General features: G+C 34.8%; 17 protein-coding genes. 10 read left to right on the top strand and 7 right to left on the bottom strand.

Annotated elements, in window-relative coordinates; all coding sequences use genetic code 11:
• Window positions 1-90: 90 nt before the first annotated feature.
• Both ACFSO7_RS17715 and ACFSO7_RS17710 read left to right on the top strand, forming a co-directional pair.
• A complete protein-coding gene (locus ACFSO7_RS17715) occupies window positions 91-1,599 on the top strand; it encodes a carboxypeptidase M32 (RefSeq protein ID WP_377878674.1) in 1,509 nt (502 codons plus the stop codon).
• Between the two features lie 54 nt (window positions 1,600-1,653).
• Complete coding sequence (locus ACFSO7_RS17710) at window positions 1,654-2,568, top strand: DMT family transporter (protein WP_377878672.1); 915 nt, start codon at window positions 1,654-1,656, stop codon at window positions 2,566-2,568.
• 31 nt (window positions 2,569-2,599) lie between these two features.
• Here ACFSO7_RS17710 and ACFSO7_RS17705 read toward each other — a convergent pair whose 3' ends face one another.
• From ACFSO7_RS17705 to ACFSO7_RS17690, 4 genes are all read right to left on the bottom strand, one after another.
• Window positions 2,600-4,249 carry a b(o/a)3-type cytochrome-c oxidase subunit 1 gene (locus ACFSO7_RS17705; RefSeq protein WP_377878671.1) on the bottom strand — a complete coding sequence of 550 codons (1,650 nt, stop codon included), beginning with the start codon at window positions 4,247-4,249 and terminating at the stop codon, window positions 2,600-2,602.
• Window positions 4,249-4,725, bottom strand: a complete 477-nt coding sequence (locus ACFSO7_RS17700; protein ID WP_377878670.1) for a cytochrome c oxidase subunit II — start codon at window positions 4,723-4,725, stop codon at window positions 4,249-4,251. Before ACFSO7_RS17700 ends, ACFSO7_RS17705 begins: the two co-directional genes overlap by 1 nt.
• A 21-nt stretch (window positions 4,726-4,746) precedes the next feature.
• Entirely contained in the window at window positions 4,747-4,899 is a 153-nt protein-coding gene (locus ACFSO7_RS17695; protein WP_377878669.1) for a cytochrome c oxidase subunit 2A, read from the bottom strand.
• A gap of 953 nt (window positions 4,900-5,852) precedes the next feature.
• Window positions 5,853-6,323 (bottom strand): chemotaxis protein CheX, encoded by a 471-nt coding sequence (locus ACFSO7_RS17690; RefSeq protein ID WP_377878667.1) that lies wholly within the window; start codon window positions 6,321-6,323, stop codon window positions 5,853-5,855.
• A 282-nt stretch (window positions 6,324-6,605) separates the two neighbouring features.
• Here ACFSO7_RS17690 and ACFSO7_RS17685 point away from each other — a divergent pair, with 282 nt between their 5' ends.
• From ACFSO7_RS17685 to ACFSO7_RS17660, 6 genes are all read left to right on the top strand, one after another.
• Complete coding sequence (locus ACFSO7_RS17685; RefSeq protein ID WP_377878666.1) at window positions 6,606-7,694, top strand: type III polyketide synthase; 1,089 nt, start codon at window positions 6,606-6,608, stop codon at window positions 7,692-7,694.
• A gap of 1 nt (window position 7,695) precedes the next feature.
• Window positions 7,696-8,250 carry an isoprenylcysteine carboxyl methyltransferase family protein gene (locus ACFSO7_RS17680; RefSeq protein WP_377878664.1) on the top strand — a complete coding sequence of 185 codons (555 nt, stop codon included), beginning with the start codon at window positions 7,696-7,698 and terminating at the stop codon, window positions 8,248-8,250.
• A gap of 505 nt (window positions 8,251-8,755) precedes the next feature.
• Window positions 8,756-12,403: a dynamin family protein gene (locus ACFSO7_RS17675; protein ID WP_377878663.1), complete on the top strand. Its 3,648-nt coding sequence runs from the start codon at window positions 8,756-8,758 to the stop codon at window positions 12,401-12,403.
• Between the two features lie 15 nt (window positions 12,404-12,418).
• Complete coding sequence (locus ACFSO7_RS17670; RefSeq protein WP_377878662.1) at window positions 12,419-13,252, top strand: sulfurtransferase; 834 nt, start codon at window positions 12,419-12,421, stop codon at window positions 13,250-13,252.
• A gap of 130 nt (window positions 13,253-13,382) precedes the next feature.
• Window positions 13,383-13,973, top strand: a complete 591-nt coding sequence (locus ACFSO7_RS17665; protein ID WP_377878661.1) for a hypothetical protein — start codon at window positions 13,383-13,385, stop codon at window positions 13,971-13,973.
• 111 nt (window positions 13,974-14,084) lie between these two features.
• Complete coding sequence (locus ACFSO7_RS17660) at window positions 14,085-14,951, top strand: 5'-3' exonuclease (RefSeq protein WP_377879464.1); 867 nt, start codon at window positions 14,085-14,087, stop codon at window positions 14,949-14,951.
• A 42-nt stretch (window positions 14,952-14,993) separates the two neighbouring features.
• Here ACFSO7_RS17660 and sspL read toward each other — a convergent pair whose 3' ends face one another.
• Window positions 14,994-15,137: a small, acid-soluble spore protein L gene (gene sspL, locus ACFSO7_RS17655; RefSeq protein ID WP_377878660.1), complete on the bottom strand. Its 144-nt coding sequence runs from the start codon at window positions 15,135-15,137 to the stop codon at window positions 14,994-14,996.
• A gap of 100 nt (window positions 15,138-15,237) precedes the next feature.
• Here sspL and ACFSO7_RS17650 point away from each other — a divergent pair, with 100 nt between their 5' ends.
• Together ACFSO7_RS17650 and ACFSO7_RS17645 are read left to right on the top strand one after the other, a co-directional pair.
• On the top strand, window positions 15,238-15,744 hold the full coding sequence (locus tag ACFSO7_RS17650; protein ID WP_377878659.1) for a divergent PAP2 family protein: 507 nt from the start codon (window positions 15,238-15,240) through the stop codon (window positions 15,742-15,744).
• 163 nt (window positions 15,745-15,907) lie between these two features.
• Window positions 15,908-16,183, top strand: a complete 276-nt coding sequence (locus ACFSO7_RS17645; RefSeq protein ID WP_377878658.1) for a DUF6123 family protein — start codon at window positions 15,908-15,910, stop codon at window positions 16,181-16,183.
• A 24-nt stretch (window positions 16,184-16,207) separates the two neighbouring features.
• Here ACFSO7_RS17645 and ACFSO7_RS17640 read toward each other — a convergent pair whose 3' ends face one another.
• Window positions 16,208-17,131 carry a DMT family transporter gene (locus ACFSO7_RS17640; RefSeq protein WP_377878657.1) on the bottom strand — a complete coding sequence of 308 codons (924 nt, stop codon included), beginning with the start codon at window positions 17,129-17,131 and terminating at the stop codon, window positions 16,208-16,210.
• Window positions 17,132-17,133: 2 nt separating this feature from the next.
• Window positions 17,134-17,535, bottom strand: a complete 402-nt coding sequence (locus tag ACFSO7_RS17635; RefSeq protein WP_377878656.1) for a reverse transcriptase-like protein — start codon at window positions 17,533-17,535, stop codon at window positions 17,134-17,136.
• Window positions 17,536-17,545 lie beyond the last annotated feature (10 nt).

Genomic DNA, 17,545 nt, shown 5'->3' with positions numbered 1-17,545 from the left:
AAGGTGGCAGGAGACTGCCACCTTATTTCTATTCCCATTCTTTCTGAATACTGTGATAAAATAAGGGAGTAAAGAGAATGGGGGGATACGATGACTGAGTTAGTCAATCAAACAGAGAAAGATTTTTTAGAATATGTGAAGAAAATGACGGGGTATTACGAAGCAATCTCCTTGATGTATTGGGATCTTCGTACAGGTGCACCGAAGCAGGGTATCGAGCAACGTTCTGAAGTAATTGGTATGTTATCATCCGAGGTTTTTAATATGTCTACTTCTGAAGAAATGGCTGCATACATAGCAAAACTTTCAAAGGAATCGCTAAATGAAGTAACGAGAAAAACACTTGAAGAATGCAAGCTAGAATATGACCGTAATAAAAAGATTCCAGCAGCAGAATATAAAGAATATGTTATTCTTCAGTCAAAAGCGGAAAGTGTTTGGGAAGAGGCGAAAGAAAACTCTGATTTTGAATTATTCCGTCCGTACTTAGAAAAACTTGTTGAAGCAAACAAACGTTTTATTGAATATTGGGGATATGAAGGAAATAAGTATAATACATTGCTAGATCTATATGAACCAGGAATGAGTGTCGAAGTACTTGATCAAGTATTTGGGCAGCTACGCGAGAATATTGTCCCACTAGTAAAGCAAATTTCAGAATCTCAAAATAAACCAAAAACAGACTTCCTGTTTAAATCTTTTTCAAAAGAAAAGCAAAAGGAATTTAGCTTAGAAATTTTAAAACAAATGGGATACAACTTCCAAGCAGGACGTCTTGATGAAACGGTCCATCCATTTATGATTGGTCTGAACCCTGGTGACGTAAGAGTAACGACAAAATATGATGAACATGATTTCCGCACTGCTGTATTCGGAACAATTCATGAAGGAGGACACGCCTTATATGAACAGAATATCTCCACAGAGCTAGTAGGAACACCGCTTTGTACAGGTACATCTACTGGAATTCACGAATCACAATCTTTATTCTATGAAAATTTTGTTGGCCGAAATCAATCATTTTGGAAGAAAAATTATGATTTGCTGAAACAGTTTGCTGTTGGTCAATTTGACGACATTGAAATTGAAGATTTTTATCGTGCGATTAATGAATCAAAACCATCGCTTATTCGAATTGAAGCAGATGAGTTAACATATCCATTACACGTCATTATTCGATATGAGATTGAAAAAGACTTAATTAACGATAAAATTGAAGTTAAGGATTTACCAACAATATGGAATGATAAATACGAAGAATATTTAGGAATTCGTCCTGACAATGATGCTCAAGGTGTATTACAGGATGTACATTGGTCAGGTGGAAGCTTTGGTTACTTCCCGTCATATGCATTAGGTTATATGTATGCAGCACAGTTGAAAGCGAAAATGCTTGAAGATCTTCCGAACTATGATCAATTATTAGAAGAGGGAAATCTACTACCTGTAAAAGAATGGTTTACAAAAAATGTCCATCAATTTGGAAAAATGAAAAAGCCTCTAGAAATCTTAAATGATGTGACAGGGGAAGGTTTAAACGCAAAATATTTAATCGATTATTTATATGACAAATACGGTAAAGTTTATCAATTATCTTAAAACACTAAAGAAAGGGTGGCGAAACTGTCACCCTTTTCGCCATGGGGGATGCATATGAAGAATTCTTTATCCATTTTGATGATTGCAGTTGCAGCGTCATTGTGGGGAATTATTGCCTTATTTGTTAAAGAGCTTGCAGTAATTGGATTTTCCCCAATGGAAATTGTCAGTATTCGAGTTACAGTCGCATTTTTTGTGTTATTAATTATTGGCATTAGCTTTTGCCGAACACAACTTATAGTTAAAACAAAAGATATGCCGATTTTTTTTGGTTCAGGAATTATTAGTATTGTATTTTTTAATTGGTGTTACTTTACGACCATTAACCAAATGAATTTATCACTTGCAGTTATTTTATTGTACACTTCACCAGCTATTGTCGTTATCTTATCAAGATTGTTTTTCAAAGAGTCATTAACAAAGCAAAAGATCATTGCAGTAATCGGAACATTAATCGGATGTATATTCATTACTGGAGTAGGTTCGGACAGTACAGGTGATTTAACCATTATTGGATTGCTAACAGGCTTAGGTTCTGGACTAGGCTATGCACTTTATAGCATTTTTGGAAAAATCGCATTGAAGAAGTATCCACCATTTACGATTACGATATATACATTCTTATTTGCTACTGTTTTTTTATTACCACTTACAACCTTGTGGGATAAACGAGATTTATTGTTTCAAGCAAATACTTTGCTTTGGGCATTAGGGCTAGGGATATTACCAACTGTTTTAGCATATTTCCTCTATACAAAAGGGCTAGACAAAATTGAAAGCAGTAAAGCGGCAATTATTGCTACAGTTGAACCTATCGTTGCTACTATTCTAGGAATCATACTTTATAAAGAGGGTATGGGTGTATGGCAAATGGTTGGAACCGGTTTGATATTCATGTCTGTTATCATTGTAAATATGAGAATGGATAGGAAAACGCGAAATATTAGCTTAAATACAGAAAAGGTCTGAACGGTTTAGCGTTCAGACCTTTTTTGTTGTTTTACCAGAATTTATAACCCTTAGATCCAGGTGGTGCATTTTGAATCATATCAATGAATGGAATGGTGTAAGCGAATAAAATTAAAACTGCTAAGATGCCAAGCCATAACTTCCAGTTCTCGAAAACCATAGGTGCTTTTTCAGAACCATCAGCTGCTTCACCGACAGGGAACTCTTCATCACCTTTAGGTGCAAAGAATGCTAGATTAATGAAAATGACTAGTGCAAGAATAATACCAATGAATAAGATAGAACCCCCAACTGCTTGAGCAATTTGATATGGAATCCAATCAGCAGCCTGCTGTGCTCCACCGTATTCAGAGAATGAAGAACGTCTTGGTGCCCCTAGAAGACCAACCGCGTGCATTGCACCAGACATAAACGTCATACCAATCGTCCAAACAACTGCTTGAATAATAGCAAGCTTGTTCATTGCTTTAGTTAATACACGTCCTGTTAAATGCGGAATTAACCAATAAGAAATACCAAAGAATGTTAATACAACGGAAGTTGCAACAGTTAAATGGAAGTGTCCAGTAACCCAAATCGTATTATGGATAACAGCGTTCATTTGATGGGAAGCATTGATTATACCACCCGCACCTGCTGGAATGAAAGCAAGCATACCGATGAAAGGTACTAGGAAACGTGAATCTCCCCATGGTAATTTTCTAAACCAACCGAATAACCCTTTTGCTCCTTTAGAACGTCCGTATGTTTCAAACATTGCAAATAAAGAGAAGGCAGTCATTAATGATGGAATGATAACCATGAATGTTAAGACAACTTGAAAGTATTTCCATGCTGGATCAATACCTGGTTCCATTAATTGATGGTGGAATCCAACTGGAACAGAGAACAATAAGAATAGAATAAATGACAATCTAGCTAATGAGTCAGAAAAAATCTTTCCACCGATAACTTTTGGGATAACAACGTACCAGCACATATAAGCAGGTAATAACCAGAAATAAACAAGTGCGTGTCCAAAATACCAGAACAACGTACGGCTTACTAAAATATTAATAGTATCTACTAAACCTAATGACCAAGGTAAAATTTGAATAAGTACAGTAGCAGCTACTCCAAGTGTAGCGACAATCCAAAGTAAGGTATTAGCAATTGACATATATGCTAATAGTGGACTAGTTTGACCGGGATTCATTTTTTTCCATTTAATAAATGTAGCAATCTGTGACCCTCCAGCTACCCAGCTACCTACAACAACTAGGGTTAACCCAATATAGAAGATCGGATGTGCTTTTAATGGAGCATAGAAAGTGTACAAAACACTTGCTTCTTTTAATAAAACCATTGTCGCAGCCATTGCTGTTCCAATTGTCATAAGCCAGAAACCAATCCAACCAGTCAATCGGGCACCTTGAGATAAAGTACCTAGTGTTTTACTGATGGAGGCTAATTGAAAACCCATAATAAAGAAAGTAGTTAAGACAAGTCCTAATAATACACCGTGAACGGTTAAAACTTGATAATAATCGATGCCCCAAGGGAGCACTACTTTTCCTGATCGTACTAATGTTTGTAATAATCCTGCTAATCCACCAAGAGCTAATGCGATAAAGGCTACATAGAAATAAGCCATTGATAGTTTAGCATCACGTGAATCAACCTTATCTTTCATGCTAAGCATTATTCAGTCACCTCAATCATAGAGTGCATTAAGTGATGTCCTGTTCCACAGTACTCGTTACAAACGATTAAATATTCTCCGGCTTTATCAAATGTAGTCACAATCTCACTAACATATCCCGGTTCAAGCATCATATTAATATTTGTACCAGCTACTTCAAAACCATGGATAACATCTTTAGTAGTAGCGATTACTTTTACTTTTGCGCCAAGTGGAACTTCAACTTTTGCAGGATTATATGAGAATGCTTGTGCAACATAGACTAACTCATAATCCCATTCTTTACCTTCAACCTTTTTCAACCCAGGCTCATTGAATGGTGCTTTCTGACCGACCGTTTCTGGATCAATCGTTGTTAAGCAACTAGGAGGTTGATTTCCCATATAGAAAGCACTAACCCCCACAACTGATAAGAAAACGATCAACGTACCAATACCAAAGACGAGCCAAATTTTTTCAAACTTATGAATATGCATGGCTTTTTCCCCTTTCACTCTCTAAAAGCGATCTAAATATAGGTAATACACACCGACCCAAGTGATGATGATAAAGAAACCTAATAAGAAAACGGAGGCTAAAGTACCAGTCAAAGGAGTTGATTGGTCCTCTACTTTAATTTTCTTTTTTGCATTTAATTCCGTTTTCGCCATCCTAAAGCACTCCCTTCTGAAAATAAAAATATTTGATGGTGTTTACTATTCCATCATACAAAACATTTGCGAAAGTAAAATATCCTTTTTACGACTTCACAAAATGTTCAATTTTCCTTTAATACTATGTTAATGATGTAAACTTATAATAACAGTGATTTTAATCACATACTCTAAACTGAAATTGTGAACGATATGTGAAATCTAATTTTCGTAATTAGAATAGGCTCTTTTTTAAAAGCCCCTTATCGAATAGATTGTTGTTTTAGACATTGTTCGTTGATTGCAGCACGCGGTCACAAGATTCCCGGGGGGGGGGGTGGAAGCCTCCTCGGCGCAACGCCTGTGGGGTCTTCCATTTCCCTCTATTTCCCTCAGGGGTCAAGTGTCCTCCGCTACAATCAACACAGATTGTCAAAATAATATGGTACTTAAATGCAACATACTTTAGAAAACAACCTTTCTAAAAAATTGTTATTTTTGAATAGCAAATTAGTTATATAGAGGTTGATTGGAACGGAAGCTACGAGACTTCTAACGGGAGCAGCGTGGCGGGTGAAACCCTGCATGAGCGCAGTGAAGAGGAGGCTCACCGCCCGCAGTAAGCGAGCAACCCTACGTTCTAATCAACCATTCTACTTATTTAAGAACTACAAATTTACGAAAACTGCCTAAAAAATGATCAACCATATCAAAATTAGAGATTGTTAAAAAACTGTCACCATCAAGAATGAATAAAAATACAATATTCCATATATCGATTGGGAGAGTGTCAAAAGGAATGGAGAAATACTATTGTGAGAATTGTCGGCTCTTATACAATAAGCTAGAGAAATGTAAGATATGTGGGGATTTAGCTTCCAAAAAAATTAAAATTGAAGTGCAGAACCATCAAAATGGTAACAATATTTAGACCCAATAGTCATTTCCGATATAAATGAAAGAGGTGCATTCTATGAATGCACCTCTTGCTTTACGTCGATCATTAAAATGATTAGTAGCGTACCCTTGTCTTGAATATGAATTGGAAGGCGAAAGGCTCTTTCAAAACCATAAATTTTGGACTGACCGACTAGTACTGTAGGTGGGGTAATATCCATTTCATAACCGTTTTGTGAAATGATGGTTGATAAATTACCAGCAAGCATATTGCCAAGTTCACCAGCGAAGGATTCTAACATTTCTCCCTCAAGACGCATGCCGAACATTCCTTCACCAATTTTCCCGAAAACTTCTTCATCGCCATTAATAATGATTCTACCCTTTACATCACCAGTCATTCCAATAAGAACAGCAATCATTTCCTGAGTAAATGGCTCTGCAAATAATGAAGGTTTATCAAGTACAATTTGAAAGGGCAGCAGAGATTTTACAGATTCGATCGTTCCATTTAGGATATTTGTTACATTTGTGGATAAGGTCATCTCATGTTCCCTCCAACCATTTGAATGTATCTATAGTATCATAAATTGTCGAATTATAGACAAAAATTTTACATCCTTATATGACTTTTTTCATAATTTAAAAATTATCAACCACATTGGATAATTTTAGCTGATGATTGCTGGTATGTTACAGGTTATAATAACATTGCACAACAACAACAACCTTCAAAACGTTTTGCTTCCTTTGAAAAAAGGAAGCTTTTTTTGTATATATTAGGAAAAACAGGGGATTATAAGGAAAAATATTCTAGGAGAATGCCAATGCCTAAAATTATCTCTGTTGCAAAGGCCATTCCTTCTTTTCAAATTAGTCAAAGTGAAACGATGGAATTTGCTAGAGAATTATTTTCGGATTCATTTAAAGATATTGAAAGGCTATTAACAGCTTTTCAAAATGGACAAATTGAAAAAAGACATTTTGTAAAAGGGATCGATTGGTTTAAAGAGAATCATTCTTTTCAAGAAAAAAATAATACCTATATTGAAAAAGCAGTAGAGCTTGGAAAGACTGCTATTGAAAACTGTCTTCAACAATCAAAATATTTACTACAGCCGGTTCCCTATGAAGAAATTGAAGCGATTTTTACAATTACAAGTTCTGGAATAGCGAATCCAAGTATTGAAGCACATATTATGAATCATCTTCCCTTTTCACCAGATACGAAAAGGATACCGATTTGGGGTCTTGGATGTGCTGGTGGTGCATCCGGTCTATCACGTGCCTATGAATATTGCCGTGCTTTTCCAAAAGCAAAGGTAATCGTTCTTACCATTGAACTATGTAGTTTAACCTTTCAAAAAAATGATCATTCTAAAAGTAACTTAATTGGAACTTCTCTATTTGCTGATGGTGTGGCTTGTGCACTTATCGTTGGGGATGAGATAGATCAAGCCCATTTTTCTAGCTTAAAAGCAACTCCATCTATTTTGAGCACTCAATCAACCACAATGAAAGATTCATTGGACGTCATGGGATGGGAATTGAAAAATGAAGGATTGTATGTTCTTTTTTCAAAAAGCATTCCTACCCTCATTGAATCATGGCTAAAGCCAAATGTAGAGCGATTTCTTAGCAAAAATAATTTAGGAACCGATCAAATTAATCATTTTATTGCTCATCCAGGTGGCCTGAAAGTATTGGATGCTTATATAAAAGCATTAAAAATGCCCGAATCAATGATCGAGCACTCGCTAAAGGTTTTAAAAGAATATGGTAATATGTCTTCTTCAACGATTCTTTATGTGTTGGACAGGTTTATTAATATGGATATCAATTCTGGCGAGATTGGATTAATTGCTGCTTTAGGACCGGGATTCAGTTCTGAATTGCTATTAGTAAGGTGGGATTAACATGAGTGTTTTTTTATCTTTCATAGCATTCATCGTAGTACAAAGACTAGTCGAGTTGAAAGTAGCGAGTCAAAATGAAAAGTGGATGAAAGCCAAAGGCGGAATTGAGTTTGGCCAAAAGCATTACTACTTGATGGTGGGCATACATACCCTTTTTTTTCTTTCTTATTTGTTTGAAGTTATTTATTTTCAAAAAAACATCTCAACCTTTTGGCAAATCCTTCTTGGCCTCTTTATTTTCACCCAATTAGGAAGAGCTTGGGCTTTAATGTCTTTAGGTAGGTTTTGGAATACAAAAATCATCGTACTGCCAAATGCAAAGGTAGTAATGAAAGGTCCGTATCGTTTTATGAAACACCCTAATTATGTAGTGGTAACTTTGGAATTTCTTATCATTCCATTATTTTACCAAGCATATTTAACCGCAATTGTGTTTTCGCTATTAAATTTATGGATTTTATCAATTCGAATTCCAATTGAAGAAAGGGCTCTTAGGGAGCTTACATCTTACAATCAATCATTTGAACCTTCGAGACGTTTTTTTTCAAAAATTTAATAATAAACATGTCATATTAAAAAGTGCTATTGAAAATGATTATCGTTCGTGATAAACTTCAAATGTATTTGAAAATTGTTCTCATTTATTACTTTCTTTTAAGAAAGGGTGCTTAGGTATGACGCTTGCTTTAATATCAGGTACTGTCATTGTATACGGATTTGTGATGAAATACGTAATGAAAAATATACTTAATCCATCTTAATAATGAAATTCCAATGAAACCAGCGCTATAAGCCTGGTTTTTTTCTATTTGCTAAGAAATTCTAGATTGAAAAGTTTTGAATAACTCTGAAGGAGTTTTTCGTAATCCAGCTCCAGCGCCTAGCCCCTCGAGGTCAAATGTTCGCCACCCAAAAAGTCAAAGAACGACTTTATGGGTGGCGAAGCATTTGCTTGTCGGGGCTGTTCAAGGCGCTTGCGCTTTTTTTCTATTTATATATAAAAAATGAGAATTATCGTATAAAATAGAAGCAGTAAAAAAGTTTATTTAAGGGGAAAGATTATGTCTCAATTGATTCAACAACTAGAAACGAAAGATTTTAAAGGGAAAATAACTAATTTATATAACTACGTACAATCACAACAAAATAGTCAAATTGAAAAAAAACTTCAGCAATTGGCTGAAAAAGCAATGAATAAGGAATATGCTATAGCCTTTTGCGGCCATTTTTCTGCTGGAAAATCTACAATGATCAATCGATTAATTGGCGAGAATCTTTTACCATCAAGCCCGATCCCAACGAGTGCGAATTTGGTTAAGGTGAAGACAGGTGAAGAATATGCGAAAGTGTATTTTAAGAATGAAAAACCGCGAATGTATTTGGCACCATATAATTACGAACAAGTAAAAAATTATTGTAAAGATGGCGATCAAATTGAATGGGTGGAGATTAGCCATTCAGAATCTGAACTTCCTAAAGGAATGGTTATTTTAGACACACCTGGAATTGACTCAACTGATGATGCACACCGAATTGCAACAGAATCTGCTATTCATTTAGCGGATGTCATTTTTTATGTGATGGATTATAACCATGTTCAATCAGAAGTAAATTTTTTATTTACAAAGGATTTAACAATCGCTGGAAAAGAAATTTATTTAGTAATTAATCAGATTGATAAACACAGAGAAGAAGAGTTATCTATGGAAGCTTTTCAACAGAGTGTAGTGGACTCCTTTGCTTCATGGGGGGTAAATCCGAAAGGTATTTATTATACAAGTTTAAAAGAATTTACGCATCTATATAATCAGTTTAATGAACTTCAAACATTCATTCATGAGCGAATGAATCATATTGATGAAAGTATAAGTGACTCTGTATTCCAATCATTAAATCAATTAGCAAAAGAGCATCTTGTTTGGTTGGAGGAGGAAAATGCAGAAGAAGAAACACGAAATTTAGAAATTCTTGAGCAACTATCAATTGACGAACAAGATCATTTAGAAGAAAAAGAACAGAATTTAAAAGACCAATTAAAATCTCTTGAACAGGAAGTCTTTGAGTTTAAAAAATCATTCCTTGATGAAACTGATAAAATATTGTCCAATGCCTATCTAATGCCTTTTCAAACGAGGGAGCTTGCAAAGTCATTTTTAGAAGCTAATCAGGAAAATTTTAAAGTTGGATTCTTATTCTCAAAACAAAAAACAGAGACTGAAAGAATGGAGAGGTTGAATCGTTTCTATGATGATTTAGTCGAAAAAGTCTCAACTGAGTTGGATTGGCATCTCCGTAGTTTTTTCCAAAAAATAATGAAGGAAAATCATATCCAAGATCAAAACGCTTTAGATGACTGCCAAAGCTTTCAAACTTCCTTTACAAAAGAATTACTTGTATCCATCGTAAAGCCAGGTGCGTCATTATCTGGGGAATACTTAATTAACTTTACAAATGATGTAACCAGAGAAATAACAAGATTAGCAAATAGAGAGATCATTCAACTAAGCGAGCATTTATTTAAGGCTATCGAAAAGAAGAATGAAGAACAAAAGAAAAAAATAACCATCGAATTGAATGAACTGCAGCCTTATATCGATGCAAAACAAAAAATAATGACATGGAAGAGCTTTTTCCAAAAAGCTCAAAAAACAGTTCATGAGATTATGGAAGGAACATATTCAAGTACCTTCATGAATGATGATTTGTTTGAAGTTAAAGCGGAAGAAGTAGAAATTGTTAAAGGTTTTGTTGAAGAAGAATTTTCCGCAGAAACTAAGTCAGAGATTGAAATGGTTAGTGAAAAAAATGCTGGCGTACCTTTGCAAAAGGCCACTTCTATAAATAAAGATGCCATCGTGCGTAGGCTAAAACGCACTGCCGATGAATTAGGTCAAATCAATGGATTTGAAAAAACAATATATGATTTATACGAAAAAGCATCGAGAATTGAGAATCAAGGTTTTACAGTGGCTTTATTCGGTGCTTTTAGTGCAGGTAAATCCTCCTTTGCAAATGCTTTAATGGGAGAAGATGTATTGCCTGTATCACCTAACCCAACTACAGCGGCTATAAACAAAATTTTACCTGTTACTGAGCAATACCCACATGGAACAGCAAGAGTAAAAATAAAGAATGCAGAACAGCTATTAACAGAGGTAGCTCGTTCATTAAAGGTATTCGATTTAGAAGCTGTTGATTTTCAAACAGCTTTAGTATGTATCGATAAAGTCATGAGTCATTCAACTGATTTTATCGGTAATGAAAAAATTCATTTTAGTTTTTTAAGAGCTTTCCAACATGGTTTCGTTCATCTTTCTAAAAGTCTAGGAGAAGTGATTCAAACAGATGTGACAGAGTTCCGTGATTTCGTGGCTAATGAATCAAAATCCTGTTTTGTTGAATGGATTGAACTTTATTATGACTGTGAACTAACAAAAAAAGGAATTACATTGGTTGATACACCTGGTGCTGATTCAATTAATGCACGCCATACAGGGGTAGCCTTCGATTATATAAAAAATTCGGATGCGATTTTATTTGTTACTTACTATAATCATGCCTTCTCGAATGCAGATAGAGAGTTTTTGATTCAATTAGGTCGTGTGAAAGATACTTTTGAATTGGATAAGATGTTTTTTATTATTAATGCCATTGATCTTGCCAACAATGATGAAGAACTAGAAACTGTTATTTCCTATGTAAGAAATCAATTAATGGTTTATGGTATTCGTAATCCTCATTTATTTGCTTTATCTAGTCTTTTAGCGTTAAAAGAAAAGCAAAATAAACAGTTAAATCCATCATCAAACATGATGAATTTTGAAAACGCATTTTACCAATTTATCTCGAATGACCTTTTAAATACATCCCTAGCATCAGCAAATACAGATATTGAAAGAATTATACATGAGATCAGAGTCCTAATTAACGCTTCAAATCAAGATGAATCGGTGAAACAAGAACGAAAGAAACAACTGTTGGAAGAAAAAAAACTGGCATCAGAAATTCTTTCAAAACAAACAGTCCATTTTCTTGAAAAGAGAGTGACCCAGGAGTTACATGAATTAATTTTTTATATTAAACAGAGAGTGTTTTTACGTTTTAATGACTTCTTTAAAGAGTCTTTTAATCCAGCAGTAATAAAAGAAGATGGAAGGAATATGAAGAAAGCTTTATATTCTGCCTTAGAGGAATTACTTCTTGTCTGCGGCTATGATTTTTCTCAGGAATTAAGAGCGACAAGTTTAAGAATGGACTCTTATTTAAGGAAGCAATTAGATGATTTTTATGTAAGTTTGTCCAATCAAATTACTGAACTAAATGGAGAAATCAAATTAACGAAACCAGGATTCAAGCAAAGCAAACAATTAGATTTTGAAAATGCTTTTGATCATTTAAATCGTGATGTTTTCCAAAAAGCGATTTCCTCTTTTAAAAACACAAAATCCTTTTTTGAAAAAAATGAGAAAAAGGTAATGAACGACGAGCTTTACCAAATTTTACAGCAGCCAGCTGACTCATATTTACAAAAAGAAGGCAATAGACTTAGTGAACTATATTTAAGCCTAACGAATGAAAGTTTCGAAATAAATCTCACTCAAGCAAAAATGGAAGTGGATTTGTTCTATCAGCGCTTTATTTCATTATTAGACCAAAAAGGTCAAGCAGAAGTATTAGCGAAAGTGTTAAGGAACATAGAAATAAAATAAATGGGGGGCTAAAGTTTGAGAAATATTGTTGATAAAGAATGGGTTAAATCAAGATTAGGATCGAATAATTTCATGTTACTTGATTGCCGCTTTTCTTTAGGAAACCCAGAAAGTGGAGAAATTGCGTATAAAGCTTCACATATACCCGGAGCAGTCTATTGCCATTTAGAAAAACACCTATCTGGTCCTGTACTTGAACATGGAGGGCGCCATCCACTTCCCAATATTGAAACCTTTCATAAGTTTATAGAAGATGCAGGAATTGGAAATGATTCTATTATCGTTGCTTATGATAATGGAGAATCAGCATATGCTGGAAGGCTTTGGTGGCTGATGAAATATATCGGTCATGAAGAAGTGTATGTATTAAACGGTGGATACAATGAATGGGTGGCTGCGGGATTACCAGTGGATGAAAAGGAAGTGACACCTTCCCATACAAAATATAATATTCAACTTCAACCTCATTTAATGGTATCATTTGAAGAAGTAAAATCAATTGTAGAGAAGAAGTATGAAAATACTAAATTGATTGATTCAAGAGAACCAAAAAGATTTGCTGGCTTAGAAGAGCCGATTGATAAAGTAGCAGGAAGAATTCCAGGAGCGATAAATAAGTTTTGGAATGAGGGCCTGGAAAATGGCAGATTTAAGTCATTAGAGGAACAAAAAGATCGATTTATGGATCTAAACCAACAAGACTCAATCATTGTTTATTGTGGTTCCGGTGTTACAGCTACCCCTAATTTTCTTATTCTACATGAGCTTGGTTTTACAAACCTTAAGTTATATCCTGGTAGTTATAGTGATTGGATTAGTCATCATGATGTTAAAATAGAAAAAAATTAAAGTAAAAGGATAATTAGTTATTAAACTAATTATCCTTTTATTTTCCAAAGGTGAAACTTTCCTGTATAATAGCAAAAGGTGAAATATTACAAATATTTCAATAGTAGATATGTAAATAAGGAGGAACATCATGTCAGGTTATACAGTTACAAAGAAAAGAAAGGGGACAGACTTCAATCATATATTATTTTCAATAGCACTCATCTTACTTTTCGCATCTTTTTTAAGTCCTTTATTTGTATTAATGCCAGTTCAAGATGTTTTATACACACCAACAGACCATTGGTTTTTTTCACCACCAAGAACGGCTTTTGTTGTGCTAATTCTAAGTATAGTAATCCTAGCTGTCTTAATCTTTATTAAAGTTTGGCTCGATTCGAATGAATTATTTAAGGGAAAATTCAAATTAGCTATTTATATTATGGGGATCATTTCCTTGATCTTTATTTTTTTAGCAATTAATCAATATCGTTATGTAAACGGCGATGGGATTCATATTAACCCTTTATTTGGCTTTTCGGAAAAGCATTACGCATGGAGTGATATCGAAAAAGCACAACAAACCGTTGATGGTGGTAAGGTAACTTTTGATTTTGTCTTTAAAAATGGGGATACTTATTCGATGCTTCTAAATGAGGATGAACGAAAATCTTGGAAATTGCTTTTATTTACAATTGAAGAACAAGGTTTAAAGGTTAAATATATTCAAAAGGAAAGCTAAAATGGAAATGATAATTTTCCGCAAAAATAAGTTCTCCATGCTATAATGATAAAATGTTAATACGAACAGGGGGAATGAATTTTGAAAGAAAAGCATGAATCCTCACATTTAATGCTAGTTGATGGGATGGCATTGTTATTTCGGGCATACTATGCAACTGCATTAACCGGACAATTTATGATCAATTCAAAGGGAATTCCAACGAACGGAATTTCAGGTTTTCTTAAGCACATGTTGACAGCTGTTTCGACTTTTAATCCGTCACATCTAGCGGTTTGCTGGGATATGGGGAGTAAAACATTTCGGAGTGAGCTATACACTGATTATAAAGGAAATAGGGGAGAAGCACCTGTGGAGTTAATTCCACAATTCGACCTTGTAAAAGAAGTAGTGGCTTCTTTTGATATTCCTAACATCGGACTAGCTGGATATGAAGCCGATGACTGTATAGGAACGGTTGCAAAAGACCTGAAAAGAGATATGAAAGTTTCTATTTTAACTGGGGATCAAGATATTCTTCAATTATTAGAAGAGAATATATCGGTTATTTTATTAAAAAAAGGTTTTGGTAATTATTTGGTCCATACTCCTGATACTTTTTACGAAGAAAAAGGGATAAAACCGCGTCAAATGATTGACTTAAAAGGATTAATGGGTGATCCTAGTGATAATTATCCAGGGGTTAAAGGAATCGGTGAAAAAACGGCTTTAAAACTGTTACAGCAGTATGAAAGCATTGATGGGATCCTAGAAAACCTACATGGATTATCTAAATCACATCGCGAAAAAATTGAAAACGATTTAGATATGCTTCATTTAAGCCGAAAGTTAGCGGAAATTAAATGTGATGTACCTGTTTCCTGCTCCATTCAAGACTCCGAACTACTTTATCAGAGAGGTAAGGTAATGAAGATGCTGGAGGAAATGGAACTAAAAGGAATTCATCGCTTTTTAGCTACTGAAAAAGAATTAGCATAAAAGAAATGAGGATTACTCTTAAAGGAGTAATCCTCATTTCTTTTATTTTGTATTCTTTTTCTTAGCAGCATTTTCTAATTTACTTTTAGGTTCTTCTGCAAATTCTGCATCCTGACCGTAACCTTGTGGATTTACACCAGGAGCTTTCGTCCCACGATTGGTTTGACGATGCTTATTTTGTCCCATTTTCTCACCACCTTTTAAAAGAATCTTGCTTCGTTTTTAGTTTGTCCGATTAGAATAATTGAAGTCGCTTATCTTCAAAATAAAAGAAGAGGTGAATGATTTGAATAAAGGTGTCTATATTGCATTAGCGAGTATTGGACTAGCTCAAGCTGCAAAAATTCCCATTCATTATATGAGAACAAAAGAATGGAGACCAGAAGTGATTTATCAAACAGGTGGTATGCCTAGCTCCCATTCAGCTGGTGTATCGTCATTAACTACTTATGTAGCTCTCTCACGTGGGATGCCGACAATTGATTTTGCTTTATCGCTTGTTTACGGGCTCATCGTAATGTATGATGCACAAGGGGTAAGAAGGCAGGCAGGGAGATTAACCTTAAAAGTAAATGACCTAGATGAATTAATTGATAAAATAAATAAAGATCAGCCAGTAAAATTTGTTGAAAAATCCCCTGACAAATTAAAAGAAATGTTAGGTCATGAGCCTGAAGAAGTGATTGGTGGAGCGATTTTTGGAATCATAACAGGTGCCATTGGCTATGCAATAACAAAAAATGATAGAAAAACGTCGAAATTTAAGGTAAAATTTAGGGACTGGATAAGGTGAATCTGACAATCAGTGGGGTTTTTTATTTCCACTGATTGTTAGATGAACCAATCGGACCTTTACGGGCAGTTATCCCCCGACTATCTTCTTCGAATTATTTTAAACTTGAGGTGAAGGGATTACTGCCCGTTAAGTGTGGGATGAAGTGAAAGTGTGGGAATAAATGGGGAAGATTATCAATCAACTAGAGGATTTTTTAGCAAATCTACAGGCAAAAGGTTTTCACTTGCAAGAAGATGCCATCGGATTTATCTACTTCGGTAAACATTTTACGAATGCACCTGATGATGTCATCATAACGGCAATTGAATTCACACTAAAGACGCAAAAAGAATTCGACGGTAGCTTTTATATCTCACTATTGGAGACCCTTACTGTACAAAAGGTACAAACTAGAGAGGAAGCAATCCGTTATATTAGGGAGATAGAGCTCATATAAAAAGGGACTGATCATTTTCAGTCCCTAGTTCATTTTTTTGACCGTTTTATTTCGATATAATAGGAAACGGTCTGCAGGCAGCTCAGCAAATACCATTCCTAAAAAAATAAACAAACATCCAAATACAGCACTAATCGAAAGTCTTTCATTTGCCCAAAAGTAAGCGGTAAGTGCAGCAAATACTGGTTCCATAGCGAAAATTAATGCAACTCTTGTAGGAGTCGTATTTTTTTGAAAACGAGTTTGTGCAAAAAAGGCAATAGCCGTTGCAAATACTGAAGTAATCAATAAAGCAGCTATGACTGCTGGTGAAAAGATGACCGTTTTATGAAACATAGATTGAAAGTCTTCAAAAATAATTGAACTAATAATCGATAAAATAGAGACAGTTAAGATTTGAATGGTTGTTAATAATAATGTTGGAAATTGTCCACTAAATTTCCCAGTGAAAATGATATGCATCGCAAACCCCAGTGCGCAAATGAAAACAAAGAAATCGCCTATATTTAATGATGCTACATCAGTCATCGTTAAAAGGAAAAGTCCGATTGTTGCTACACTTACACCGATTACTGCTGGGAAGCTTGGTCTTTGTTTTAATAGTAAAAATGAAAAAAGCGGAACAAGAACAACGCTAAGACCAGTAATAAACCCAGCTTTTGAAGAGGTGGTGTACACTAATCCAAGTGTTTGAGTAGCATAACCTAAAAATAACCAAAATCCAAGGAGTACTCCAGATACAATTAATTTTTTGTTAACGTATTGTAATGGATTTTTTTGAAATAGAAATAAACATGTACCAAGAATGACAAAAGCAATAAAAAAGCGAAAGCCGTTAAAAGCAAATGGCTCCATTGTTGAAATCGCATTTTGTACTAGTACAAATGTAGTCCCCCAAATAAAAGCAATAAATAGTAAACTTAGATCGGCAAAAGTTGATTTTTTCATTGTTACAAATCCTTTTTATCGTTTTTTCTAATCGCTAATCGGGCTAACTCATCCGCCACTTTATTTTCGCTACTTGGAATCCATTTCATAAAAAAAAGATCAAATTGACGGCTAAGAATCAGAGCTTTTTCTAGGAGCGGGGCAAATAGTTTATTTTTGGCGAATTCCTTTTCAACTGCTCGATTAACAAGCTCTGAATCGGTTCGGAACGATACACTTTTGTATTCTTTTTTAAGACAAATTTCAAGTGCCTTAATAAATGTATGGAATTCTGCCTCATGATTGGACATCGTTCCTAATGGAATGGAAAATCGCTCAACGTTTCCGTTTGCTTTAATAAATATCCCTGCACCGCTTGGGCCAGGATTGCCAGCGGTTGCGCCATCAATATAAACTTCAATCACTGCTAATTCC

It is taken from the genome of Bacillus sp. CGMCC 1.16607, from assembly GCF_042683745.1.
In the GTDB taxonomy this organism is placed as follows: Bacteria; Bacillota; Bacilli; order Bacillales; family Cytobacillaceae; genus Pseudoneobacillus.
The sequence above is the reverse complement of the archived record's forward strand: the minus strand, read 5'-3'. Positions and strand labels throughout refer to the sequence as shown.

Bases quoted from the DNA above. Each gene is read 5' to 3' on its own strand.
- ACFSO7_RS17690 (WP_377878667.1), bottom strand. From the start codon at position 6,323: ATGACCTTATCCACAAATGTAACAAATATCCTAAATGGAACGATCGAA.
- ACFSO7_RS17685 (WP_377878666.1), top strand. From the start codon at position 6,606: ATGCCTAAAATTATCTCTGTTGCAAAGGCCATTCCTTCTTTTCAAATT.
- ACFSO7_RS17700 (WP_377878670.1), bottom strand. From the start codon at position 4,725: ATGCATATTCATAAGTTTGAAAAAATTTGGCTCGTCTTTGGTATTGGT.
- ACFSO7_RS17665 (WP_377878661.1), top strand. From the start codon at position 13,383: ATGTCAGGTTATACAGTTACAAAGAAAAGAAAGGGGACAGACTTCAAT.
- ACFSO7_RS17695 (WP_377878669.1), bottom strand. From the start codon at position 4,899: ATGGCGAAAACGGAATTAAATGCAAAAAAGAAAATTAAAGTAGAGGAC.
- ACFSO7_RS17640 (WP_377878657.1), bottom strand. From the start codon at position 17,131: ATGAAAAAATCAACTTTTGCCGATCTAAGTTTACTATTTATTGCTTTT.
- sspL (WP_377878660.1), bottom strand. From the start codon at position 15,137: ATGGGACAAAATAAGCATCGTCAAACCAATCGTGGGACGAAAGCTCCT.
- ACFSO7_RS17715 (WP_377878674.1), top strand. From the start codon at position 91: ATGACTGAGTTAGTCAATCAAACAGAGAAAGATTTTTTAGAATATGTG.
- ACFSO7_RS17660 (WP_377879464.1), top strand. From the start codon at position 14,085: ATGCTAGTTGATGGGATGGCATTGTTATTTCGGGCATACTATGCAACT.
- ACFSO7_RS17675 (WP_377878663.1), top strand. From the start codon at position 8,756: ATGTCTCAATTGATTCAACAACTAGAAACGAAAGATTTTAAAGGGAAA.
- ACFSO7_RS17710 (WP_377878672.1), top strand. From the start codon at position 1,654: ATGAAGAATTCTTTATCCATTTTGATGATTGCAGTTGCAGCGTCATTG.
- ACFSO7_RS17705 (WP_377878671.1), bottom strand. From the start codon at position 4,249: ATGCTTAGCATGAAAGATAAGGTTGATTCACGTGATGCTAAACTATCA.
- ACFSO7_RS17680 (WP_377878664.1), top strand. From the start codon at position 7,696: ATGAGTGTTTTTTTATCTTTCATAGCATTCATCGTAGTACAAAGACTA.
- ACFSO7_RS17645 (WP_377878658.1), top strand. From the start codon at position 15,908: ATGGGGAAGATTATCAATCAACTAGAGGATTTTTTAGCAAATCTACAG.